This is a genomic window from Vibrio navarrensis (genome assembly GCF_015767675.1).
Lineage (GTDB): Bacteria > Pseudomonadota > Gammaproteobacteria > Enterobacterales > Vibrionaceae > Vibrio.
Genome location: NZ_CP065217.1, coordinates 2,919,531 through 2,942,712 on the forward strand (window position 1 = coordinate 2,919,531; position 23,182 = coordinate 2,942,712).

19 protein-coding genes and 8 tRNA genes are annotated in these 23,182 nt (G+C 49.0%); 2 read left to right on the plus strand and 25 right to left on the minus strand.

The genetic code is table 11. The features are described from left to right. Positions 1-20: 20 nt before the first annotated feature. The 3 genes from rimM to ffh all read right to left on the minus strand — a co-directional run bounded on the left by rimM (position 21) and on the right by ffh (position 2,467). Complete coding sequence (gene rimM, locus I3X05_RS13685) at positions 21-569, minus strand: ribosome maturation factor RimM (protein WP_045571212.1); 549 nt, start codon at positions 567-569, stop codon at positions 21-23. Positions 570-583: 14 nt separating this feature from the next. After that, positions 584-832 carry a 30S ribosomal protein S16 gene (rpsP, locus tag I3X05_RS13690; RefSeq protein WP_011079541.1) on the minus strand — a complete coding sequence of 83 codons (249 nt, stop codon included), beginning with the start codon at positions 830-832 and terminating at the stop codon, positions 584-586. Positions 833-1,087: 255 nt separating this feature from the next. Then, complete coding sequence (gene ffh, locus I3X05_RS13695; protein ID WP_045571213.1) at positions 1,088-2,467, minus strand: signal recognition particle protein; 1,380 nt, start codon at positions 2,465-2,467, stop codon at positions 1,088-1,090. 212 nt (positions 2,468-2,679) lie between these two features. Here ffh and I3X05_RS13700 point away from each other — a divergent pair, with 212 nt between their 5' ends. Continuing rightward, positions 2,680-3,474: a cytochrome C assembly family protein gene (locus I3X05_RS13700; protein ID WP_045571214.1), complete on the plus strand. Its 795-nt coding sequence runs from the start codon at positions 2,680-2,682 to the stop codon at positions 3,472-3,474. Between the two features lie 109 nt (positions 3,475-3,583). After that, positions 3,584-4,861: an HlyC/CorC family transporter gene (locus I3X05_RS13705; protein ID WP_039437916.1), complete on the plus strand. Its 1,278-nt coding sequence runs from the start codon at positions 3,584-3,586 to the stop codon at positions 4,859-4,861. Positions 4,862-4,942: 81 nt separating this feature from the next. Here I3X05_RS13705 and luxS read toward each other — a convergent pair whose 3' ends face one another. From luxS to recA, 22 genes are all read right to left on the minus strand, one after another. Further along, positions 4,943-5,461 carry an S-ribosylhomocysteine lyase gene (gene luxS / locus I3X05_RS13710; protein ID WP_039430460.1) on the minus strand — a complete coding sequence of 173 codons (519 nt, stop codon included), beginning with the start codon at positions 5,459-5,461 and terminating at the stop codon, positions 4,943-4,945. A 63-nt stretch (positions 5,462-5,524) separates the two neighbouring features. Next, on the minus strand, positions 5,525-6,085 hold the full coding sequence (locus I3X05_RS13715; protein WP_171816740.1) for a hypothetical protein: 561 nt from the start codon (positions 6,083-6,085) through the stop codon (positions 5,525-5,527). A 58-nt stretch (positions 6,086-6,143) separates the two neighbouring features. Further along, entirely contained in the window at positions 6,144-7,709 is a 1,566-nt protein-coding gene (gshA, locus tag I3X05_RS13720) for a glutamate--cysteine ligase (RefSeq protein ID WP_337970803.1), read from the minus strand. Between the two features lie 152 nt (positions 7,710-7,861). Further along, entirely contained in the window at positions 7,862-10,720 is a 2,859-nt protein-coding gene (locus I3X05_RS13725) for a M16 family metallopeptidase (protein WP_337970804.1), read from the minus strand. Between the two features lie 9 nt (positions 10,721-10,729). Beyond that, entirely contained in the window at positions 10,730-11,191 is a 462-nt protein-coding gene (locus I3X05_RS13730) for a YqaA family protein (protein WP_039430463.1), read from the minus strand. Continuing rightward, positions 11,185-12,135, minus strand: coding sequence for an NADP-dependent oxidoreductase (locus I3X05_RS13735; RefSeq protein ID WP_045571218.1), 951 nt, complete (start codon positions 12,133-12,135; stop codon positions 11,185-11,187). Before I3X05_RS13735 ends, I3X05_RS13730 begins: the two co-directional genes overlap by 7 nt. A gap of 123 nt (positions 12,136-12,258) precedes the next feature. Further along, positions 12,259-13,389, minus strand: coding sequence for a sodium ion-translocating decarboxylase subunit beta (locus I3X05_RS13740; RefSeq protein WP_045571219.1), 1,131 nt, complete (start codon positions 13,387-13,389; stop codon positions 12,259-12,261). Between the two features lie 9 nt (positions 13,390-13,398). Then, a complete protein-coding gene (gene oadA, locus I3X05_RS13745; RefSeq protein ID WP_139046372.1) occupies positions 13,399-15,177 on the minus strand; it encodes a sodium-extruding oxaloacetate decarboxylase subunit alpha in 1,779 nt (592 codons plus the stop codon). A 31-nt stretch (positions 15,178-15,208) separates the two neighbouring features. Continuing rightward, positions 15,209-15,466, minus strand: a complete 258-nt coding sequence (locus I3X05_RS13750) for an oxaloacetate decarboxylase subunit gamma (protein WP_039430467.1) — start codon at positions 15,464-15,466, stop codon at positions 15,209-15,211. Between the two features lie 469 nt (positions 15,467-15,935). Further along, positions 15,936-16,012: transfer RNA gene (locus I3X05_RS13755), tRNA-Arg, on the minus strand. A gap of 46 nt (positions 16,013-16,058) precedes the next feature. Then, positions 16,059-16,135, minus strand: a tRNA-Arg gene (locus I3X05_RS13760). A 64-nt stretch (positions 16,136-16,199) separates the two neighbouring features. Continuing rightward, positions 16,200-16,276 (minus strand) — tRNA-Arg (locus I3X05_RS13765). Between the two features lie 45 nt (positions 16,277-16,321). Then, positions 16,322-16,398 (minus strand) — tRNA-Arg (locus tag I3X05_RS13770). Between the two features lie 62 nt (positions 16,399-16,460). After that, a tRNA-Arg gene (locus I3X05_RS13775) sits at positions 16,461-16,537 on the minus strand. Positions 16,538-16,621: 84 nt separating this feature from the next. Continuing rightward, a tRNA-Ser gene (locus tag I3X05_RS13780) sits at positions 16,622-16,713 on the minus strand. A 23-nt stretch (positions 16,714-16,736) separates the two neighbouring features. Then, positions 16,737-16,813 (minus strand) — tRNA-Arg (locus tag I3X05_RS13785). Positions 16,814-16,844: 31 nt separating this feature from the next. Further along, positions 16,845-16,936: transfer RNA gene (locus tag I3X05_RS13790), tRNA-Ser, on the minus strand. A gap of 238 nt (positions 16,937-17,174) precedes the next feature. Continuing rightward, the gene (csrA, locus tag I3X05_RS13795; protein WP_039430468.1) at positions 17,175-17,372 is read right to left on the minus strand and encodes a carbon storage regulator CsrA; all 198 of its coding nucleotides are present in this window, start codon (positions 17,370-17,372) and stop codon (positions 17,175-17,177) included. Between the two features lie 91 nt (positions 17,373-17,463). After that, entirely contained in the window at positions 17,464-18,651 is a 1,188-nt protein-coding gene (locus I3X05_RS13800) for an aspartate kinase (protein WP_045571221.1), read from the minus strand. A gap of 196 nt (positions 18,652-18,847) precedes the next feature. Next, positions 18,848-21,430 (minus strand): alanine--tRNA ligase, encoded by a 2,583-nt coding sequence (alaS, locus tag I3X05_RS13805; RefSeq protein ID WP_045571222.1) that lies wholly within the window; start codon positions 21,428-21,430, stop codon positions 18,848-18,850. 181 nt (positions 21,431-21,611) lie between these two features. Then, positions 21,612-22,070 (minus strand): recombination regulator RecX, encoded by a 459-nt coding sequence (gene recX, locus I3X05_RS13810; RefSeq protein ID WP_045571223.1) that lies wholly within the window; start codon positions 22,068-22,070, stop codon positions 21,612-21,614. Positions 22,071-22,127: 57 nt separating this feature from the next. Then, positions 22,128-23,174, minus strand: coding sequence for a recombinase RecA (gene recA, locus I3X05_RS13815; RefSeq protein WP_039430472.1), 1,047 nt, complete (start codon positions 23,172-23,174; stop codon positions 22,128-22,130). Between the last annotated feature and the right edge of the window lie 8 nt (positions 23,175-23,182).

Here is a 23,182-nt window from a genome sequence, read left to right on the forward strand (position 1 = left end):
TCGCTCTGAGGTTTTGGAGCTTAGAATCCAGGATCCCAGTCAACTTCGATCCGTTGAGCTTGGCGATCAACGTTAATGATCACTTGCTCTTCAAGGAACGGAATTAATCGTTCCTTCTGCCCAAAAGCATCTTTTAGATTTGCTTTGACCACCAGAACATCGTTGGAACCCGTTTCCAGCATGTCAGTCACGACACCCAGATCGTAACCTTGTGTGGTTACTACGTTCATTCCAAACAATTCTCGCCAGTAGAACTCATCTTCTGACAATTCTGGCAATACAGCAGGGTCAATGGAGATTTCAAGGTTAGTCAGCAGATGCGCATCTTCACGCACATCAATACCGTCCAGCTTTACCACCATACCTTTGTTATGGCGTTTCCAGCTTTCGACCTTATACTCGACCCACACACCTTTTTGGTTAATATACCAAGGGCTGTAATCAAATAAGCTTTCGGCATTGTCTGTGTAGGAAAAAACCTTGAGCCAACCACGAATGCCGTAAGTAGAACCAAATTTACCAACTACAATTCGTTCTTCACTCATTGTTTCTTTACCTTTCATCGACATAACTAGTTTCTAAATTAAGCCGCTTTTTGAGCGTCTTTAACTAGCTTAGCAACGCGGTCAGATAGAGACGCGCCTTGACCAACCCAGTGGTTAACGCGATCTAGGTCGATACGTAGACCTTCTTCTTGACCTTGTGCAGTTGGGTTAAAGAAACCCACTTTCTCGATGAAACGGCCAGTTGCAACATTGCGGCTGTCCGCTACTACGATTTGATAGAATGGACGCTTTTTCGCGCCGTGACGTGCCAAACGAATGGTTACCATGTCGTCCTCTTTGCTTTCTCAAAAATAAAATTAACCCCAGAAACCATCTATCACTAAACAGTTTGGGGTCTCGTGCCAAAATAAAGCTCCGGAATTTTACTCTTATTGCGAATCAATGCAAGGGGAATAGCCATTTTTTCGCCAACATAAGTTGCAATTCAAGTTTGTGATGAAGATAACAGGTTGATAGATGAGGGGGGAGAGGTCGAGCAGTGTTTGGGTTCTAGCGCACAAAGCGCTAGAACTCGGCGTGGTTTAGCGGCCGAACGGATTGAAACCACCGCCGCCCATGCCACCCATCATGCCCTGCATATTGCGCATCATGCCTTTGATGCCGCCTTTTTGCATTTTCTTCATCATCTTCTGCATTTGGGTAAATTGCTTAAGAAGACGATTAACATCTTGCACCTGAGTACCAGAACCCGCCGCGATACGCTTCTTACGCGAGCCTTTGATCAGATCAGGATTTTGTCGCTCTTTCATTGTCATCGAGTTAATGATGGCTTCCATCTGCTTGAACATCTTGTCATCGACTTTGTCTTTGATGTCCGAAGGCAGTTGCGACATGCCCGGCAATTTGTCGAGCATGCCCATCATACCGCCCATGTTTTGCATCTGCCCAAGCTGCTCGCGGAAATCTTCTAGATCAAAGCCTTTCTTCTCTTTGAACTTCTGAGCAAGCTTTTGCGCTTTTTCATGGTCGACATTACGCTGCAGATCTTCAATCAGCGACAATACGTCGCCCATACCAAGAATGCGTGACGCCACACGATCAGGATGGAAAGGCTCTAGCGCGTCGGTTTTTTCACCCACACCCAAGAACTTAATTGGCTTACCAGTAATATGGCGCACAGAGAGCGCCGCACCGCCGCGAGCATCACCATCCACTTTAGTCAGGATCACACCGGTTAATGGCAGGGCATCACCGAAGGCTTTCGCGGTATTGGCTGCGTCTTGACCCGTCATGGCATCAACCACAAACAAGGTTTCGACCGGCTTGATGGCTGAATGAAGTTGCTGAATTTCCGCCATCATGGCTTCATCAATCGCTAGACGGCCAGCGGTATCGACAATCAATACATCAAAGAATTTTTTCTTCGCGTGATCAATTGCGGCATTGGCGATATCAAGCGGTTTTTGATCGGCTGACGATGGAAAGAAATCGACACCGATGTCACTTGCCAAGGTTTCAAGCTGTTTGATCGCCGCAGGGCGGTAAACGTCGGCAGAGACAACCAAGACTTTCTTTTTATCGCGCTCTTTTAATAGCTTAGATAATTTACCAACCGAGGTGGTTTTACCGGCACCTTGCAAACCAGCCATTAAAATCACGGCAGGAGGCTGAGCAGCAAGATTAAGCGCTTCGTTCGATTCGCCCATCACCGCCTCAAGCTCACCTTGCACGATCTTGATAAACTCTTGCCCTGGAGTGAGTGATTTCGACACTTCCACTCCAACCGCTTTTTCTTTCACGCGTGCAACAAATTCACGCACCACGGGCAAAGCGACATCCGCTTCCAGCAGGGCCATGCGCACTTCACGTAAGGTATCTTTGATATTGTCTTCTGTCAGACGACCTTTGCCGCTGATATTCTTCAGCGTTTTGGATAATCGATCCGTTAAATTCTCAAACATGCTTATCTCTTCGCTTAATCCGGCGATAAATTGTCGTGAGTATACCTTAGCCGATCGTCTAGAGATACCCGCGAAACCGCTCTAATCCACACTATTGGGGGTAAGTTATTAATTTCAATATCTCAACTCTCACCATTGTTGATGATTGAACGTAGCCCCAAACCAAGTTGCAAGGTATACTTGCCCCATTCTTTTTGCCAACTTTCGGATATATGGACAGCATAATTGCCATCGGTGCGACGATTCTTTATGGATTAGCGATTGCGACCATAGTGCCCGGGCTTTACCACCAAACGGGGATAAAAGCCAAGACGGTGCTGGTGAGCGCGGTTTTAGCGCTCTGTTTTCACGCTTGGCTGTTGAGCGATCTGATTTTCGAAGGTTACGGACAAAATCTCAGCATTTTGAACGTGGCGTCTCTGATTAGTTTCCTCATCTCGCTGGTGATGAGTGCGGCGATGCTCAAAAACCGCCTGTGGTTTTTGTTGCCTGTGGTCTACAGTTTTGCGGCCATCAATCTCTCTGCCGCGACGTTTTTGCCCAGCACTTTTATCAAACATCTAGAAAATGACCCCAAGTTGCTGGTTCATATTTCTCTGGCGCTGTTTTCTTACGCAACGCTAACCATCGGAGCCTTGTATGCGTTACAGTTGGCTTGGCTCGATCACAAATTGAAAACCAAGAAAGCTTTGGCGATCAATCCCAATTTACCGCCCTTAATGTTGGTAGAACGTCATTTATTCAAAATTATTCTGATCGGCAATCTTCTCCTCACACTGACACTCATCACCGGATTTGTGTTTGTGCAAGATATGTTTGCCCAAGGGAAAGCACACAAAGCGGTGCTCTCCTTTATTGCTTGGATTGTCTACTCGATTTTATTGTGGGGGCACTACCAGCGGGGCTGGCGCGGGAAAAAAGTCACTTGGTTTGCCGTGGCGGGTGCAACACTGCTGACACTGGCTTATTTTGGTAGCCGCTTTGTGAAAGAGATTATTCTGAGATAGACGTGACGCCACTTTTGACAAGCAAACGTAAAATCTTTTGTGCGACGTTGACACTAGAAACGGGTTCAGTCATTAATTAATCAAGCCAACCAAAAGGAAATATTGAGTTTTGGACGACATATCTACGGGTATCTTATTTGCGCTACTCGCGTGTCTTATCGTCATTTCGGGATACTTTTCCGGTTCAGAAACAGGGATGATGTCACTGAACCGCTATCGGTTAAAGCACCTTGCCAATACCGGACATAAAGGAGCGAAACGAGTAGAAAAGCTCCTAAGCCGACCTGACCGCCTTATTGGTCTGATCCTGATTGGTAACAACCTCGTCAATATTCTTGCATCGGCCATCGCCACCATTCTTGGTATGCGTTTGTATGGCGATCTTGGGGTTGCTATCGCCACAGGGGTGTTAACCTTGGTGGTGCTAGTCTTCGCCGAAGTGACACCAAAAACCGTAGCTGCGCTCTACCCTGAACGTGTCTCCTATGCCAGTAGCGTACTCTTGCTACTGTTAATGAAAATCCTCTCACCGCTGGTGCTGTTGGTGAATTTTATTACCAACGGTTTTATCCGTTTGCTCGGCCTCAAGGCAAAGCATAACGGTGAAGATCACTTAAGTTCCGAAGAGCTGCGCACAGTGGTGAATGAAGCCGGTAATCTCATTCCACGTCGTCACCAAGACATGCTGGTCTCTATTTTGGACCTTGAACATGTCACGGTGAACGACATCATGGTGCCGCGCAACGAGATCACGGGCATTGATATCAATGACGATTGGAAGTCAATCGTACGCCAACTGACGCATTCTCCTCACGGACGCATTGTGCTGTACCGCGATAAAATTGATGAAGCGGTCGGTATGCTGCGCCTGCGTGAAGCCTACCGCTTGATGCTAGAAAAGAACGAGTTCAATAAAGAGACGTTGCTGCGCGCCGCTGACGAGGTCTATTTCATCCCTGAAAGCACACCACTGAACGTACAGTTACTCAAATTTCAGCGTAACAAACAGCGTATTGGCCTGATTGTTGACGAGTATGGCGACATCATCGGGCTAGTGACTTTAGAAGATATTCTCGAGGAGATTGTTGGCGAGTTCACGACCTCGATTGCGCCTAGCCTGTCTGACGAAATCACCCCGCAAAACGATGGTAGTTTTCTCATTGAAGGGGCAACCAATATTCGTGATATCAACAAAGGGCTGAAGTGGAAACTGCCTACCGATGGCCCACGCACACTCAACGGCCTGATCCTTGAGCATTTGGAAGAGATCCCCGAAAGCCACCTCAGCGTGCGGGTTGCCGGACATCCGATGGAAATCGTCGCACTGGAAGAAAACCGGATTAAGCTGGTGAAAGTCTTCCCTAAACGCAAACGAAAAAGCAGTTAAGTTTTGTTTTTCGCAACACCAAAGTATAAGGCCCACAGTGATACTCTGGGCCTTATACTTTGTCTCTTAACTCAAAGCGAACTAGTCGACTTTCAACTCTTTGAGCATCTCTGCTGGCAATGCTAAGTCGTCGTTTTTATTGACTGAGATACCCGCGGCGAGAATGTTGCTGGCGATCTGTTTTGCCTCTTCCAGCGAGTGCATCGCCGCCGTACCGCATTGGTACTCGTTCAGCTCTGGGATCTTGTTCTGGCTTTCCACTTTCAGTACATCTTCCATCGACGCTTGCCACGCAGCAGCAACGCTTTGCTCTGTCGGCGCACCAATCAGGCTCATGTAAAAACCAGTGCGACACCCCATTGGCGAAATGTCGATGATCTCTACACTCTCTCCATTGAGGTGCTTGCGCATAAAGCCAGCATACAAATGCTCTAAGGTGTGGATCCCTTTTTCCGACAAAATGTCTTGGTTTGGCACAGTAAAACGCAAATCAAACACGGTAATGGTGTCGCCTTTTGGCGTTTGCATGGTTTTGGCAACACGCACGGCCGGTGCCTGCATTCTCGTGTGATCGACGGTAAAACTATCTAATAACGGCATTGCATCTCTCCTGATTGCATCGTCCCTACATTGCATGAAGGACGTGACTGGCTTACTTAAACTCTAAAAAAGCCAGCTTCGGTTATCTTCCAACTCCTGGCGACACTGTTTCAGTTGCCAGCCATACTCTTTCGCTTGTTGCTCTACTTTGCGTGCCACCTGCAGCAGTGCGGGCTTCTTCTTATGCGTATTGCGCTTAAAACCACCACGCCCTTCATGATACGCCAAATATTGATGATACGGATCCCACAGTGAAATGCCTAGTTGCTTGCGCGTTTCACTGGTGTACCAACCAATAAACATCAAAGAATCGTCGAAATTGGTGCGCGAACCACCGTGCCCTGTCGCTTGCTGAAAGTCTTCCCAAGCCGGATCTTGCGCCTGAGCATAACCATAGGCACTGCTCACATGTCCCCAAGGAATAAAGCCCAGTAGATAATCTTTAGCTGGCCGCGCGTCGTGGCGAAAAGCACTTTCCTGTTTGACAAACGCCATCGCAACGTGAATAGGTGTGCCCCACTCTTTTTCCATCTCCAGCGCATCTTCATACCAGCCCGGCTTTTGCCGAAAGATATCACACAGATTGCTTTGCTGAGTCGGCGGTGTGGTCGCGCATCCTGTCATCAGCCCAAGCACAACGAATCCCAACGCTCGCACTTTCGTACTCCTGGTGCGGCTAAAACTATTTAAGGTAGGCAAAATAGGCATCGAGGAAAGCATCAAAATCCTGTTCATCGGCTTGTTCAGCCTCTTGCTGTTTGCGGCGCGATTCGAGTACCTCTTGTTCCATCTGCTGCTGAGTAAAATGGTGATACTCATGAGCCAAATTGCTTTCGCGATACGCATTGCCCAAGGCACATCCGGTGCTGCCTAAACCGCCCTGCAGCTGAATAAGATCCAGTAGCTGTGCAGAGAGGGTACGTTCAGGATGCTCAATCCAAGTTTCTAATGAGTGACACACCGAACGGTAAGCTTGCGTACCAAGCGCGCTGTCCATCACTTCCGCCACGAGGCGCAACTCGGCAAACACGCGATGAGCCCAAGTTTGCAAAGTGAGTTTCTCTCCTTTGCAACCAATTTGCAGCTCCAAACCATACTGACGCCCAGAGGTCACCACTTTGTTCCAGTTCTCACGCCAGCACGCCAGCTCGCAGCTGTCCATCGGATCAGAGTCGGTCAGCGCCGCCCAAGTGAGGAAGAGATCCAAGAAGCGCACTTGTTCCTCAGTGACGCCCACCGGGCTAAATGGGTTGACATCCAACGAGCGTACTTCAATGTACTCGACTCCGCCACGCGCTAACGCCTCTGACGGTTTTTCTCCCGCACGCGTAACCCGTTTAGGTCGAATCGGTGCGTACAACTCATTTTCAATTTGCAGCACATTGCTGTTCAATTGACGATATTCGCCATCAACTTTCACGCCCAATTCCGCGAACTCAGCAGACGGAGTACGAATCGCTCTCCCTAGCCCATCGAGGTATTCTTCAATGCTGTTAAAACCAATTTTCAAGCCACTTTGCGCACTGTTGGTATAACCCAAATCACTTAAGCGCAGAGACGTGGCGTGCGGCAAGTACAGCGTTTTGCCGATGTACTCGAACGGTAATGTGGTTTTACGACCTTGCAAAAACGATGAACACATGGCTGGTGAAGAACCAAAGAAATAGGGGATCAGCCAACCAAAACGGTAGTAGTTGCGGATCAGGGCAAAATAGGCCGCCGATTTGCTCTCTTGACGCTCTGCGTCCTCTTGCTCGCCATACAGCGCATCCCAGAAAATCTCCGGGAATGAGAAGTTAAAATGGACTCCAGAAATAATCTGCATCAGGCTGCCATAGCGACGTTTCAGACCTTCGCGATAAAGCGTCTTCATTTTGGCTGCATTGGAAGTCCCGTATTGTGCCAGCGCTATCTGATCTTCGTTCTCCACATAGCAAGGCATCGACATCGGCCACATCTTCTCATCACCAAGTTTCGTCTGGGTGAAGTGGTGAATGTCGCTAAGCTGATTCATCAGCTCATCAATGTCATGCGACACGGGTGTGATGAACTCCAATAACGACTCGGCAAAGTCGGTGGTGATCCATTGGTTGGTGAAGGCAGAGCCGAGCCCTTGGGGGTGCGGCGTAGTGGCAATTCGCCCTTGCTGACTGTAACGCAGCGTTTCTCTTTCCACACCGCGGCCAAACTGTTTGAACACTTCAGGGTTTCGTGCAACTAACTCGAGTCGCTCAGCAAAATCAGTCAAAATGAGATTCACTTATGTCAGAAGCTTGCAGCAGCCAGTGTGCAAACTGAATTGTCGGAAATTGCATTGGTCTGGATACCCTTCTGCCAACAAAAGGGTATCCAGACCAACATCATGTAGCGGGAGTCTCCCCCCGCTACTAAATGTGTACTCTATCGGATGATTTCAAGCTCTTCTATCTCTTTATTCAACTTTTCCAGTTGCGGCCGAAGCGTTTTCGCATCGCCCACCACTATCATTTGATATTGAGACGGATCAAACCATTTCGCAGATAACTCATTCAGCGTTTGTTTGTTCACTTGTTCCACTAAAGCATTGCGCTGTTGCAGGTAGTCCTCATCCAGACTGTAGGCCAAGATATTACCGATCAACCCCGCTTTTTGCCCCGGCGTCTCGTACTTCAGCGCATCTTGTTGGCCAACCGCTTGACGCATGAAAGCCAGTTCCTCGTCCGACATACCTGAGAGTGAGAACTCACTCAGCTCATTTTCCATCTCCATCAGTGCTGCAACGGTGGCATCGGCTCGAACCTGAGCGTCAAACACCACAACGCCAGTTTCAAGATTGCTGGAGAAATAGCCTTGAGCGCCATAGGTATAACCTTTGTCTTCACGCAGATTTTGATTGAGACGGCTGTTGAAATTGCCCGCCAAGTTAAAGTTGGCTAACTGAGCGAGGAACATTTCCCCCGTGGCATCATAAGGTAGGCCGAGTCGAACCATTCGAATGACACTTTGTGGCGCCCCCGGCTTGTCAACCAAATAGATCTTCTGCTCAGTCTGCGCTTTGACGACTTGCGGACGATACAGCGGTGCAGCATCGTCTTTCCACGCTTTCCAAAAGGCCAACTGTTTGCTCACGTCTCGCTTGCTCAGATCGCCGACCACCACAATTTGCGCGCTCTGCGGCGTGTAATGAGACTGGTAGAAGGCTTTCACATCGTCGAGTGTCAACGCTTGCAAGGAAGCAAGCGTGCCATCACTGGAACGGGCAAATAAGGTATCGCCAAACACCACTTGGCGAGTGGCTTGTGACGCCATCCAGCTCGGCTGCTGCTGTTGATACACCGCCCCCTCAATCATCTGTTTCTGCGCACGGGCAAAATCTTCTTCTTTGAAAGCGGGCGATTGAACCATTTCTTGCAGAATCTGCAGCGTAGCCGGGAGGTTTTTCTCCAATGCAGACAAAGTAACATTGGTGGTGTAACGCTCTGCCGAAACGGAAATGGTGCTGCCAAGCTTATCGAGCTCCGCCTGAATCTGCTCCGCGCTGCGCTTGCTGGTCCCTTCGTGCAACATCGCCGCGGTTAACTTGGCAAGCCCTTCTTGGCCTTTCGCCTCGAAGCGGCTTCCCGCCGGAAACTTAAACTGCATCAACACCGTGGGGGTTTCATCGCTAACGGCTCCGAGCAGTTCACTGCCGTTGTCAAAATGCAGTTTGTAGAGCTCCGGCATCTGCGCTTTAACTGGTTCACCAACGGGTGGCATTACCGAGCGGTCAAAATCATCCTGCGCTTTACGATAAACCAGCTGATCGTCGCTAATTTTCTGATATTCCGGCAGAGTGCGAGCTGGCGTAACAAAGTTGGCTTGTTGTACCGCCAAATCGGTACGCCCTTTGGGCACCACACTTAAGGTCACCTTGTTTTTGCCAGCAATGAAGTCCTGATACGCCTGATTGACTGACTCTGGTGTCACCGCACGTAGTTGATCAAGCTGATATTCAATGCGATCGGGTTGACCGAAGAAGGTTTCATTGGCCGCAAGTTGACTCACTTTGCCGCTGACACTTTGCAAAGCAAATACGGCATCCGCTTCCGCTTTGCCGGTAATTTGCTCTAAACGGCTTTGATCTGCCCCTTTCTGCTCAAATTGCGCCAATGTCTGCATCAACTCTTGGTAGAGTTTACTCAGATCGCCTTTCTCTCCCGAATCGCCCATCGCATACACGTAAAACGTGCAAGACAGTTCAGCACAATCTTGGAATGCACCCGCATCAACCGCTTTTTGCGTTTTGATCAGGTTTTGATAGAGCAAGCTATTATTCCCTGAGCCAAGCAAACTCGCCAGCGCATCCAATGAGGCTTGATGTTCTTCGCCATTGTAAGTTGTCGGCCAGCCAATCATCACCATCGGCTGACGAATGCGATCTTCTAAAGTGATAAAGCGGTTTTCGGCCAGTGTGGCAGGTTGCTTCGGTGCGTTTTCTACCTCTGGACCACGGGGAATCGAGCCAAAATATTTGTTCACCCACTGCAAGGTTTGCTCGGTATCAATGTCGCCACCAATAGTGATCACCGCGTTGTTTGGCCCATACCAGCGCAAGAAGAAGGCTTTTAGATCATTGACATCGACACGGTCAAGATCTTCAACATAACCAATAGTTTGCCAAGAATAAGGGTGACCTTCCGGATACATGGCTTCGGCCATGCGCTCCCAAATCAAACCATAAGGGCGGTTGTCATAGCGCTGCGCACGTTCGTTCTTCACCGTATCTCGCTGAATCTCAAACTTACGCTGAGAAACCGCATCGAGAAGAAAGCCCATACGATCTGACTCCAGCCAGAGCATTTTCTCTAGTTGATTGGCTGGGACGGTTTCAAAATAGTTGGTTCGATCGCGGTTAGTGGTGCCATTAAGGCTGCCACCCGCTTCGGTAATGATCTTAAAGTGCTGCTGATCGCCCACGTTCTCAGAGCCTTGGAACATCATGTGCTCAAAGAAATGAGCGAAACCCGATTTTCCGACCTCTTCACGAGCCGATCCCACATGGTAAGTGACATCCACATGCACTAAGGGATCAGAATGGTCCGAAGAAAGAATCACCGTTAACCCATTGGCAAGGCGATATTTTTCGTAGGGAATTTTGACCTTGCCAGATTGCGCTTCTGATTCATCAACCAACGTCACGCCTTCAGGCAGCGAGGAGAAAAAGGGAACGGAAACCGATTTTACCGACGCACAGCCTGCCAGCACGAAGAGCGAGCAAGCACTTAGCATAAATTTTTTCATGCGTTTTCCTTAGAACAAACCGAAATAGAGAGCCGCCAGCACGCTGTAGCGGACGGCTTTGCCCAGCGCAATCAGCGCTAGACAAGGAAGAAATTTCATACGCAGCCAACCAGCCGCCAAACAGAGCGGATCACCAATCACGGGCAACCAGCTGAAAAAAAGCGCGACATATCCATAGTTAGAGAGCCACCTCATAGCGGTATGACCTTGTTTTTCCTGCTGAGTTCGATTCGGTAGCAAGTAACCCAGCCAATAATTGCTCAGCCCACCGAGGGTATTGCCCAGCGTGGCGATGAAAATCACCTGAACAACCGGAAATTGCTGCAAAGATAAGGTCGCGATCAACCCCGCTTCTGACCCACCGGGCAGCAAGGTGGCACTTAAAAAACCAGTGAAAAAAAGCACCCAAAGGGCAGAATCAGAAAACCACAAGGCAAACTGAGCGAAACCTTGGTTAAAAGCATCTAGCATTGCATATCAAGCAGCACCTTGCCTCGCGTATGCCCTGATTCGATCTGTTGGTGCGCCGCCGCCACTTCTGTCATGGGAAATACCTGTTGAATTTCGCTTTTCAACAGACCAACGCCCACCATATACAGCAGGGTGTTTAACTGCTCCGGAGTGGGTTCAACCAGCATACCGGAGGCCTCAAAACCGAGCATGTGCGCTTTTTCACAGATCATCTCCGCCGTCAGCGTGGGCACAGTGATGACTCGCGCATTGTCCTTGAGGCATTTGAGCGCATCCAAGGCGACTTCGCCACCGACGAGATCGATCAACACATCAACTTCCTGAAGACGCTCAGACGCAGGAGCAAACTGGTAGTTAATCGCGTGCGCGCCTAGCGTGGCCATGTAATCAAGATTTCGCTCACTACAGGTGGTGTACACTTCCGCTTTCGCTGCCACGGCAATTTGCACCGCAATGTGGCCCACGCCACCTGCCCCAGCGAGAATTAAGACCCGCTCCCCTTCTTTGACGCCCGCTTTATTGATTGCCTGAGCCGCCGTTTGCCCGGCTAACGGCAAGGCCGCCGCCGCTTCCAGCGTCACCGAATCGGGTACTCTGCTCAATTGGCGCTCGTCTACACACAGATACTGGCTGTAACCACCCCCTTGCAAAGGGAAACCCACAAAGCCTGCAACGGCATCTCCCACGGCAAAAATGTTGGCACCGTCACCACAGCTCACCACTTTGCCGGCAATGTCATAACCCGGTGTCCAAGGCAGTTTGTCTTTGTTTTGCGCGGCGGCCCAACCTAGACCTGCTCGAGTTTTGACGTCGATGGGATTGACTCCAGCAAAAGAGACTTTCACCAATACCTGCCCAGCTTGAGGCTGAGGTATCTCAGAACTACGTATTGCCAGAACCTCTGGTCCACCAAATTTGCTAATGACGATTTGCTTATTTTCCATAACAGGCATTCTCTACCGATAAAAAGAAAGGGATGCGAAAGCATCCCCTTGACTATAAACCATTTTGTTTCTTGGCGTTAACCGTGAAAAGACAATTTGACCGACATTTCACGTAACACAGTGTTAACCCACTAACGCCAACAAAATCCCTGCGGCTACCGCACTACCAAGTACACCTGCCACGTTTGGCCCCATCGCGTGCATCAGCAAAAAGTTCTGCGGGTTGGCCTCAAGCCCGACCTTGTTCACCACCCGAGCAGCCATAGGCACAGCCGACACCCCAGCCGCACCAATCAGCGGGTTGATCTCTTCTTTGGAAAACTTGTTCAGCACTTTCGCCATTAAAACCCCTGCGCCAGTGCCGATGCTAAAGGCCACCGCTCCCAACGCCAGAATACCGAGCGTTTCAATGTTGAGGAACTTATCCGCCTGAAGCTTCGAGCCCACACCGAGGCCAAGGAAGATGGTCACGATGTTGATAAGCTCGTTCTGCGCTGTCTTGGACAAACGTTCCACCACACCGGCTTCTCGCATCAAGTTTCCTAAGCAGAACATACCCACTAGCGGTGTCGCCGAAGGTAAAAACAGGATGGTCATCAGCAATACAGCGAGGGGAAAGAGAACTTTCTCGATTTTGCTAACATGACGCAACTGCGCCATTTTGATCTTGCGCTCTTCCACTGTGGTCAGTGCTTTCATGATCGGTGGCTGTATGATCGGCACCAACGCCATGTAGCTGTAGGCGGCCACCGCAATCGCCCCCAAGAGATCAGGGGAGAGTCGGCTGGCGAGGAAAATCGCCGTCGGTCCATCAGCACCACCGATAATCGCTATCGAAGAGGCATCCGCCATAGTGAACTCCATGCCCGGTACATAGTTGAGCAAAATCGCGCCAAATAGGGTGGCGAAAATACCAAACTGCGCCGCAGCACCCAAGAGCAACGTTTTCGGGTTTGCGATCAACGCACCAAAGTCAGTCATTGCTCCCACGCCCATAAAGATCAGCAATGGGAACACGCCCGACTCAATGCCGACGTGGTAAACGTAATAGAGCAAACCACCCGGCTCGGTAAAACCTGCGTTGGGGATATTGGCCAAGATAGCGCCAAAGCCGATCGGCAATAAAAGTAAGGGTTCAAAGCCCTTACTGATCGCTAAAAACAGCAACAGGCAGCCAACGGCGATCATGCAGATCTGGCCAAACTCAAAATGCGCGATCCCCGTTTCAGACCAGAGAGTTAATAATCCGTCCATGGTTCTCCCTTATGCCAGACTCAGCAGTGGTGCGCCAACAGTGACGGAATCACCTTCTTTTACATTGAGCTCTTGCACAATGCCGCTGCGGGCAGCGCGGATTTCCGTTTCCATCTTCATCGCTTCCAAAATCAGCAGGATATCCCCCTCTTCCACCGGAGCACCCGCTTGCACGTGTACTTTAAAAATATTCCCAGCCAAAGGCGCAGAAACGGCTTCAGCGTCGGCACTGGCTGGCAATGGTGTCGCGGGAGTCGCTGGGGCAACACTTGGCGTTACAGAGGTTAGCTGGCCTTCAGGTCCCACTTCAACGTGGAACACCTGACCATCCACACGCACGCTGTAAGCTTCCACTTTGCCGTTACTTGCTTTCGCGGGCGCGGCTGGTTTGACATCGTCAGCGCTTGGCGTAGGTTCAAAGGCTTCTGGATTGCCGCGATTTTTCAAAAACTTCAGACCGACTTGAGGGAAAAGTGCATAGGTGAGTACATCATCCACACTCTCTTCAGCCAAACGAATGCCTTCATCCTTCGCTTTTGTTATCAGCTCGTCCGTCAACGTCTCAAGCTCTTCTTGTAACAAATCCGCCGGACGACACACTACTGGCTCTGCGCCATTGAGAACACGCGCTTGCAATTCAGCATTGACCGGTGCAGGTGCAGCGCCATATTCCCCTTTCAGAACGCCCGCCGTTTCTTTGGTGATGCTCTTATAGCGCTCACCAGTGAGCACGTTGATCACTGCCTGAGTGCCGACAATCTGCGAGGTAGGTGTGACCAAAGGGATAAAACCCAGATCCTCACGCACACGAGGGATCTCTTGCAGTACTTCGTCAATGCGATCCGCCGCGCCTTGCTCTTTGAGCTGGCTCTCCATGTTCGTCAACATGCCACCGGGCACTTGAGCGATCAGAATGCGCGAATCCACCCCTTTCAACTGACCTTCAAATTTTGCGTACTTTTTACGCACTTCACGAAAGTAAGCCGCAATAGGTTCGAGCTGTTCGAGCTGCAAATTGGTATCTCGCTCGGTTCCCTGAAGCATCGCCACCACCGTTTCTGTAGGCGTGTGGCCGTAAGTACAGCTCATTGAGGAAATCGCCGTATCGAGAATATCGATGCCCGCTTCGACGGCTTTTATCGCCGTTGCCGTTGAGAGACCAGTAGTCGCATGGCAGTGCAGCGCGAGTGGGATATCACAAGACGCTTTTATGCGCGTAATCAGCTCTTGCGCTTCATACGGCTTGAGCAAACCCGACATATCTTTAATGCACAGCGAATGGCAGCCAAGATCTTCGAGACGCTTAGCGAGATCGACCCAAGTGTCCGTATTGTGTACTGGGCTTGTGGTGTAAGAGAGTGTGCCTTGTGCATGCGCACCAACGTCAATGGTCGCCTTGACCGCCTTTGTAAAATTGCGTACATCATTCATCGCATCAAAGATACGAAAGACATCCATCCCATTGGTATGTGCGCGCTCGACAAACTTTTCCACCACGTCATCCGCGTAGTGACGGTAACCCAACAGGTTTTGTCCACGCAGTAACATCTGCATTGGCGTGTTTGGCATCGCCTTTTTCAGTGCACGTAAACGCTCCCAAGGGTCTTCTCCCAGAAAACGGATACAAGCGTCGAACGTTGCACCGCCCCAGGTTTCTAACGACCAATAACCCACTTTGTCTAACTCAGCTGCGATAGGCAGCATATCTTCAATACGCATACGCGTAGCAAATAGTGACTGATGGGCATCACGAAGTACCACATCGGTAATAGCTAGTGGTTTAGACATGCTCATAAACTCCTTTTAATCCTTTCATTTGCTACTTTGCAATCGAGGCGCGATGCTGTTGAATCGCCGCAGAGATTGCCGCCACAACCTGTGGGCTGACAGTGGATGAGGTTGATTGATTTGCTTTAGTCGTTTTCGCTGCAACGAGCTTCTCTGGTACTTCTTGTGGTACCAATGTCGACATGAATCGAATAAGAAAAATAAGAATGGTGAGAAAAATAAACACGACCCCCATCCCTGTAACCATCAGGGTGGCCGCCTCTATTAATTGGCTTCCAATATTTGTCATTTTGCTTCCTTTCTGTGTCATCCTGACAACATCAGAATCGCTATTTCAGCGCTTCTGATTAACCGATTATCTAGATCGGTTAAATTTTGTCAATTTTGTTTAATAAAGGTTTCCGAACAGCCCACAACACAGGTTGTTTTTTCACCACACAGATCACATAACTTGAAACAATTCGCCACTTTTTTCTGATTTAAGGTGGACATTAACCACTTTACTGTAGTGAAAGCACTAAAACTGCGATGAAGCTAAAGAAAAGAGAATAACTATTTGAAAAATAAGAAAAGTAAAAACAGCAAATTTTAACAAAATGGCAACAAAAAACGCGTTCATTGAGTAGCAAAGCGCAGGGAAATCGCCTTAGTAGAGAAGAGTGAATCGAAGCGCAAATCAAACCGCTTGCAGCGAGAGAAAGAATAAGTCGGTTAGCAGGAAAAGAAAAAGCCTCGCAAACTGCGAGGCTTTGTCAAAATGGCGCGCTCGAGAGGATTCGAACCTCTGACCGCCTGGTTCGTAGCCAGGTACTCTATCCAGCTGAGCTACGAGCGCGCAATAATTTGTTTTCACCTCAACACTTTTCCTAGAGTAAGAAAAGTGGCGCGTCCGAGAGGATTCGAACCTCTGACCGCCTGGTTCGTAGCCAGGTACTCTATCCAGCTGAGCTACGGACGCGCAGGTGTTTGATATCGACACAAAAAACAATGAGTCGCTATCAGGAACTAAAGTCCCTTAATAATGGCGCGCTCGAGAGGATTCGAACCTCTGACCGCCTGGTTCGTAGCCAGGTACTCTATCCAGCTGAGCTACGAGCGCGCAATAATTTGTTTCACCTCAACACTTTTCCTAGAGTGAGAAAAGTGGCGCGTCCGAGAGGATTCGAACCTCTGACCGCCTGGTTCGTAGCCAGGTACTCTATCCAGCTGAGCTACGGACGCGCAGGTGTTTGATATCGGATTCCCAATATCAGGAACTAACGTTCCTTTATACTTGAGAAGAATGGCGCGCTCGAGAGGATTCGAACCTCTGACCGCCTGGTTCGTAGCCAGGTACTCTATCCAGCTGAGCTACGAGCGCGCAATGTTCTCTTCAGAAAGAGATGTGAAGTCTATCACAAACAATTTCTTTTGGAACAAAAAAATTGACTGATTTGTCAATAAATGGCGGTGAAGGAGGGATTCGAACCCTCGATACGGGATAAACCGTATACTCCCTTAGCAGGGGAGCGCCTTCAGCCTCTCGGCCACCTCACCGTTTTTTGTTCCGATTTACGACATGGCGCGCTCGAGAGGATTCGAACCTCTGACCGCCTGGTTCGTAGCCAGGTACTCTATCCAGCTGAGCTACGAGCGCGCATTGTATCGTAAAACGATGTTCGCAAGAATGGCGGTGAAGGAGGGATTCGAACCCTCGATACGGGATAAACCGTATACTCCCTTAGCAGGGGAGCGCCTTCAGCCTCTCGGCCACCTCACCGTCTTGCGGAGGCACATATTACGATTTACCAAAAATAAGTCAAACAATTTCTTTGAAAAAATAGCGCCCTATCGACTAACCGTTGCACATTTAACCAAAACGCATGAGAAATGAACTTTTGCTAATAAAAACCAAGCTTTTCAAGCCGATCAGCTAAGGCTAATCGACAGAAAACTTATTCACGCTAAAATAAAAAAGGCTGACCCACAGGCCAGCCCTATTCAATCAAAGCTTCTGTTTAGTAGTTGCCAGATGCAACGTTACCAGTACCTTTTTCAGCTTGAATGCGCATGTAGATTTCTTCACGGTGAACGGATACTTCTTTCGGAGCATTCACACCGATACGTACCTGGTTGCCTTTAACGCCCAACACAGTTACTGTCACTTCGTCACCAATCATTAGTGTTTCGCCAACGCGGCGAGTCAAAATTAGCATTCTTTGCTCCTTGAGTATTCTCTAAATTTCTTGTTACGAAACTATTATCCAACAAAAGTTATATTTTCGTAAACTACCTTATTTTGGAAAATCAACCCAAAAAGGCTTGTTTCTGCTGAATGTTTAACGCTTCGTCAGAAGTAATGTAAGCATCATGCAGTACATTTGCTGCCAGATCGACACTCTCAGGAGATACAACTAACATACAGGACAACGGAGTCACCGAACAATGGTTGATACCAATCCCTTGTTCAATAAGCGCATCACATGCGTGTTGCATCAACGAGCTCGCTTCCAGACCTACGACAGTCAGCAAGCTTACTGCTTCACTATTACGGATTTTATCGCTGAAGACTAGATCCAACTTAGCACATGCATCCTGTTTTATCAGGATACCTGCCCAATCTGCTTCTTCGATCACATTCCAGATTTCGATGCCTAACATCTGACACTGCTTAGTCAGGCTAGACACCGTTTCTTTGGAGACTTTGATCTGAGCCAAGTCACGTTGCAGAGCAATACCACATACCGACTGTGTGCCTGTTTCCCCCTTCACCAAGCTGCCTTGGTTAACATCAAAAGTAGAGAGGACACGTAGCGGCACACTGTGCTTCCAAGCGTATTGTACGCAAGGCAGATGCAGTACTTTGGCTCCTTTTCTGGCCATCTCTTCCATCGAAGGAAAATCGATAATGTCCAGTTTCTGAGCATTTTTAACCACACGTGGATCACACGTATATATCCCATCAACGTCGGTAAAGATTTGACATTCATCTGCTGACAACGCACCAGCCAATGTCACAGCGCTGGTGTCAGAGCCGCCTCGACCTAAAGTGGTGATATCCCCATTTTCATTCACACCTTGAAAACCAGCCACAATCACGATTTGGTCCTGCTCAAGCAGTTCCAATATAGGGGCCGTATCAATGTGTTTAATCGTCGCGTCATTGTGTTGGTTATCCGTCACAATGTTCGCTTGTGCTCCGGTAAGTGAGCGTGCGGCATAACCCAGTTTATTTAGGGTCATGGCCAGCAGAGCCATAGACACTTGCTCACCAGCAGAGAGCAAAACATCAAGTTCACGAGCCGTTGGTACAGCGTCAACCTGCTTGGCCAACGCAACTAGGCGGTTAGTTTCACCCGCCATAGCAGAAACAACAACGACAACTTGATTACCATCATTTTTCGCCTTAATGATGTGTTCGGCCACAGTATGAATTGTGTTAATTGAACCCATTGAGGTTCCGCCGAACTTTTGCACGATAAGGGATTTTTTCACCAGTCTTCACCTTCCCAAGACCAAAGTCTCATTAGGACCACTTCCTATCTACATCCGTAAATCATCCGCAGTAGTTACAATAAAAACCAAGCGATTTGATTGGTTCGTTTAAAATTGCACCAATTAAACCACTTGGTTGACAGAAAAAAATCACGCCCAATCAAAGAAAGTTTTGATTGAGCGTAGGATTTATAAATTACAGACGCTCAGCCAGCCAAGCGTCAACAGACTCTAATGCAGCTGGCAAGGCTCCTGCATCAGTGCCGCCAGCCTGCGCCATGTCAGGGCGACCACCACCTTTACCACCGACTTGTTGAGCCACCATATTGACCAATTCACCCGCTTTCACTTTGCTGGTTAAATCGTTGGTAACGCCAGCGATAAGGCCCACTTTATCGTCAGCCACATTGCCAAGCATGATGATGCCACTGCCAAGCTGGTTTTTCAGTTCATCCACCATACCGCGTAGCGCTTTGTTATCTGCGCCATCAAGCTTAGCTACAAGCACGTTTACACCAGCGATTTGCTTGACTTGATCGGTCAAACTGGCACTGGCTTGTGAAGCCAATTTATCTTTGAGCTGCTGAATCTCTTTCTCCAGAGATTTGGCTTTGCTGGCCGCATCAGCCAATTTATCTTCGTATTTACGCGTTTGATTGTCTAATGCGTCCAGTGCACCTTCACCCGTCACCGCTTCAATGCGGCGGATACCCGCAGCAATACCACCTTGAGAGATGATTTTAAACAGACCAATATCGCCCGTGTTCGATGCATGGATACCACCACACAGTTCAGTTGAGAAATCACCCATAGAGAGCACACGCACTTCGTCGTCGTACTTCTCACCAAACAGCGCCATCGCCCCTTTCTGCTTCGCCGCTTCAATATTCATGATATCGGTCTGGATAGTGTGGTTACGACGGATCTGGGCGTTCACTAAACGTTCCACTTCTTTGAGTTCAGCAGGCGTCACCGCTTCTAAGTGAGAGAAGTCAAAACGTAAGCTTTCCGCTTTAACCAGCGAGCCTTTTTGCGCTACGTGCTCACCTAACACTTGACGAAGCGCCGCGTGCAACAAGTGAGTGGCAGAGTGGTTGAGGGAGATAGCCGCACGACGCTCTGCGTCTACCTGGGCGTTGACTTGGTCGCCTTTCGCCAAAACACCTTCAACCATTACGCCGTGGTGGGCAATCGCGTTCGCCAGCTTCTGCGTGTCTTCCACACGGAATAGACCCGCTTCAGTTTGCAGCACGCCTGCATCGCCGCACTGACCGCCAGACTCTGCGTAGAAAGGCGTTGCTTGTAAGATCACGATCGCTTTGTCACCCGCGGAAAGCGCCTGCGCTTCTTCACCTTCGACAAACAGAGCAACCACGTCGCTCACGCCATGAGTTGTCGAGTAGCCACAAAACTCAGACTGGGCGTCAACTTTGATTTTCGCATTGTAATCGGTGCCAAACTGCCCCGCTTCACGTGCACGTTGACGCTGCTCTTCCATCGCTTTTTCAAAGCCAGCTTCATCGATAGTGAAGTCGCGCTCACGTGCTACATCGTTAGTCAGATCGGCTGGGAAACCATAAGTGTCGTAAAGTTTAAACACGGTTTCGCCGTCAAGAACTTTGCCATCCATAGCATCAAGCGCGTCGTTAAGGATCGACATACCACGCTCAAGCGTACGGCCAAAGTTTTCTTCTTCAATACGCAGTACTTTTTCCACTAACGCTTGCTGTTTTTTGAGCTCGTCGCCAGCCGTCCCCATCACCTCAGCCAGAACACCGACTAATTGATGGAAGAATGCACCTTGTGCGCCCAATTTGTTACCGTGGCGAACTGCGCGACGAATAATACGACGTAGCACATAACCACGACCTTCGTTAGACGGCATTACACCATCAACAATCAGGAAGGCACACGAACGGATGTGGTCTGCAATCACGCGCAAAGATTGGTTCGAAAGGTCTTGGTAACCAATGACTTCTGCCGCCGCTTTGATGAGTTTTTGGAACACATCGATTTCGTAGTTTGAGTGTACGCCCTGCATGATGGCCGAAATACGCTCGATCCCCATTCCCGTATCCACTGATGGTTTAGGTAATGGCTCCATTGTGCCATCGGCATGACGGTTGAACTGCATGAAAACGTTGTTCCAGATTTCGATGAAACGGTCGCCATCTTCTTCTGGAGAACCTGGAGGACCACCCCAAATGTGTTCGCCGTGATCGTAGAAGATTTCTGTACATGGACCACATGGGCCGGTATCGCCCATTTGCCAGAAGTTATCTGACTCAAACTTCTTGCCACCTTTCTTGTCACCGATACGGATGATGCGATCGGCCGCTACACCCACTTTTTGATGCCAAATGTCAAAAGCTTCGTCGTCCGTTTCATACACAGTGACGAGGAGGCGCTCTTTGGGAAGCTTCAGAACTTCAGTCAAAAATTCCCATGCATAAGCAATCGCGTCTTCTTTGAAGTAGTCACCAAAGCTGAAGTTGCCTAGCATTTCGAAAAATGTATGGTGACGGGCAGTAAAACCGACGTTTTCTAGGTCGTTGTGTTTACCACCAGCACGTACACAGCGTTGGGCCGTAGTCGCTCGTGTGTAGGCGCGTTTTTCTAAACCTAAGAAACAATCTTTAAATTGGTTCATACCCGCGTTAGTGAACAGCAGGGTTGGGTCGTTATGCGGTACTAACGATGAACTTTCTACGATTTGGTGTCCTTTGCTTTCAAAGAACTTGAGGAACGCATTGCGAACCTCATCAGTGCTCATGTACATGCAGCTCTTCCTGAAAATAGTCGAGTTAGAATTTCGCCGTATTGTAGATCATGCTTAAAGCTTCGACTAGTTTTCTTGCGGAAAAGACGACATGAAAAGGAGAAACAGTAAATAGGTGGGAAAATAACACTTATTCACAGCCGACGAGCAAGAGACCGGACACAATCAACTGCATGGAGAGTTACTCTTCCTCAGAAAGTGCATAGCTGATTTGCTCAAAGGAAAAGCCTCGATATTGAAGAAAGCGTACCTGCTTGGCATAGGCTTTTTGATCACTCGCCTGCTGGCCTTTAAACTTTTTCCATGCGGTCTGTTTTGCCAATTCAAACCAATCTTGAGGTTCATTGACCAGCGCTTGTTCAATGATTGAATCAGCGACACGTTTTTGAGTCAGCTCTTGGCGAATTCGACGCTCCCCGTGCCCTTTTGCTACATGCTGACGAATTTGACTCTCGGCAAAGCGCTGCTCGTCCAAGTAACCATGTTCAACACAAAAAGCAATTACTGTATCGGCTTCTTCACTGGCGTAACCTTTGGCGATCAGCTTCTGCCTCAACTCATATTGACCATAGTCGCGCCGACTCAGGAGTTGAATCGCTGCCTCTTTGCACGTTTGCACCGTCGAATAATGGGAATACATAAAAATTGACCTGTAAAAAAGCCCTGCACTGCAGGGCTTTGGGATATCACTAGATGATTAAAACTCTTCTTCTTGCTCTGGTGCTTCATCAGCCAGTTCCGCGCCTTCTAGCGGGGTGGCAGAGAGCAGCATTTCACGCAGTTTGGTATCCAATACTTTCGCCACATCAACGTGTTCTTTCAGATACTTACAGGCATTTGCTTTACCTTGGCCGATCTTATCACCGTTGTAGCTGTACCAAGCACCTGATTTCTCGATCAACTTACATTTCACACCGAGATCAATCAGCTCACCTTCGCGGTTAAAGCCTTGGCCATACATGATCTGAGTGTTAGCTTCTTTAAATGGTGCCGCGATCTTGTTTTTCACCACTTTGATGCGCGTTTCGTTGCCCACCACTTCGTCGCCTTCTTTGATAGACCCCGTACGACGGATATCTAAACGAACAGAAGCGTAGAATTTTAGCGCGTTACCACCCGTTGTGGTCTCTGGGTTACCAAACATCACACCGATCTTCATACGGATCTGGTTGATGAAGATACACATACAGTTAGATTGCTTAAGGTTACCCGTGAGTTTACGCATCGCTTGAGAGAGCATACGAGCCTGCAGCCCCATGTGCGAATCGCCCATCTCACCTTCGATCTCTGCTTTTGGTGTCAAGGCAGCAACGGAGTCGACAACAATCACGTCGACCGCACCAGAGCGTGCCAAAGCGTCACAGATTTCCAGCGCTTGCTCGCCCGTGTCAGGCTGAGAGACCAGCAGTTGATCAATGTTAACACCCAGTTTTTTAGCATAAACAGGGTCGAGCGCGTGTTCAGCATCGATAAAAGCACAGGTTTTACCTTCGCGTTGCGCTGCGGCAATCAGCTCAAGTGTTAACGTCGTTTTACCGGATGATTCTGGGCCAAAGATTTCGACAATACGGCCCATTGGTAGGCCGCCAGCGCCTAGTGCAATGTCCAGAGAAAGAGAGCCCGTAGAAATCGTTTCGACATCCATCGCACGGTTGTCGCCTAAGCGCATGATAGAGCCTTTACCAAACTGCTTTTCGATCTGACCTAGCGCAGCGGCGAGCGCTTTTTGTTTATTCTCGTCCATTACTTTCT

Excerpts from the sequence above, each read along its gene's own strand:
- rimM (WP_045571212.1), bottom strand. The coding sequence starts at position 569 with ATGTCGATGAAAGGTAAAGAAACAATGAGTGAAGAACGAATTGTAGTT.
- rpsP (WP_011079541.1), bottom strand. The coding sequence starts at position 832 with ATGGTAACCATTCGTTTGGCACGTCACGGCGCGAAAAAGCGTCCATTC.
- ffh (WP_045571213.1), bottom strand. The coding sequence starts at position 2,467 with ATGTTTGAGAATTTAACGGATCGATTATCCAAAACGCTGAAGAATATC.
- I3X05_RS13700 (WP_045571214.1), top strand. The coding sequence starts at position 2,680 with ATGGACAGCATAATTGCCATCGGTGCGACGATTCTTTATGGATTAGCG.
- luxS (WP_039430460.1), bottom strand. The coding sequence starts at position 5,461 with ATGCCGTTATTAGATAGTTTTACCGTCGATCACACGAGAATGCAGGCA.
- I3X05_RS13715 (WP_171816740.1), bottom strand. The coding sequence starts at position 6,085 with ATGACAGGATGCGCGACCACACCGCCGACTCAGCAAAGCAATCTGTGT.
- I3X05_RS13725 (WP_337970804.1), bottom strand. The coding sequence starts at position 10,720 with ATGAAAAAATTTATGCTAAGTGCTTGCTCGCTCTTCGTGCTGGCAGGC.
- I3X05_RS13730 (WP_039430463.1), bottom strand. The coding sequence starts at position 11,191 with ATGCTAGATGCTTTTAACCAAGGTTTCGCTCAGTTTGCCTTGTGGTTT.
- I3X05_RS13735 (WP_045571218.1), bottom strand. The coding sequence starts at position 12,135 with ATGGAAAATAAGCAAATCGTCATTAGCAAATTTGGTGGACCAGAGGTT.
- I3X05_RS13740 (WP_045571219.1), bottom strand. The coding sequence starts at position 13,389 with ATGGACGGATTATTAACTCTCTGGTCTGAAACGGGGATCGCGCATTTT.
- oadA (WP_139046372.1), bottom strand. The coding sequence starts at position 15,177 with ATGTCTAAACCACTAGCTATTACCGATGTGGTACTTCGTGATGCCCAT.
- I3X05_RS13750 (WP_039430467.1), bottom strand. The coding sequence starts at position 15,466 with ATGACAAATATTGGAAGCCAATTAATAGAGGCGGCCACCCTGATGGTT.
- csrA (WP_039430468.1), bottom strand. The coding sequence starts at position 17,372 with ATGCTAATTTTGACTCGCCGCGTTGGCGAAACACTAATGATTGGTGAC.
- alaS (WP_045571222.1), bottom strand. The coding sequence starts at position 21,430 with ATGTACATGAGCACTGATGAGGTTCGCAATGCGTTCCTCAAGTTCTTT.
- recX (WP_045571223.1), bottom strand. The coding sequence starts at position 22,070 with ATGTATTCCCATTATTCGACGGTGCAAACGTGCAAAGAGGCAGCGATT.
- recA (WP_039430472.1), bottom strand. The coding sequence starts at position 23,174 with ATGGACGAGAATAAACAAAAAGCGCTCGCCGCTGCGCTAGGTCAGATC.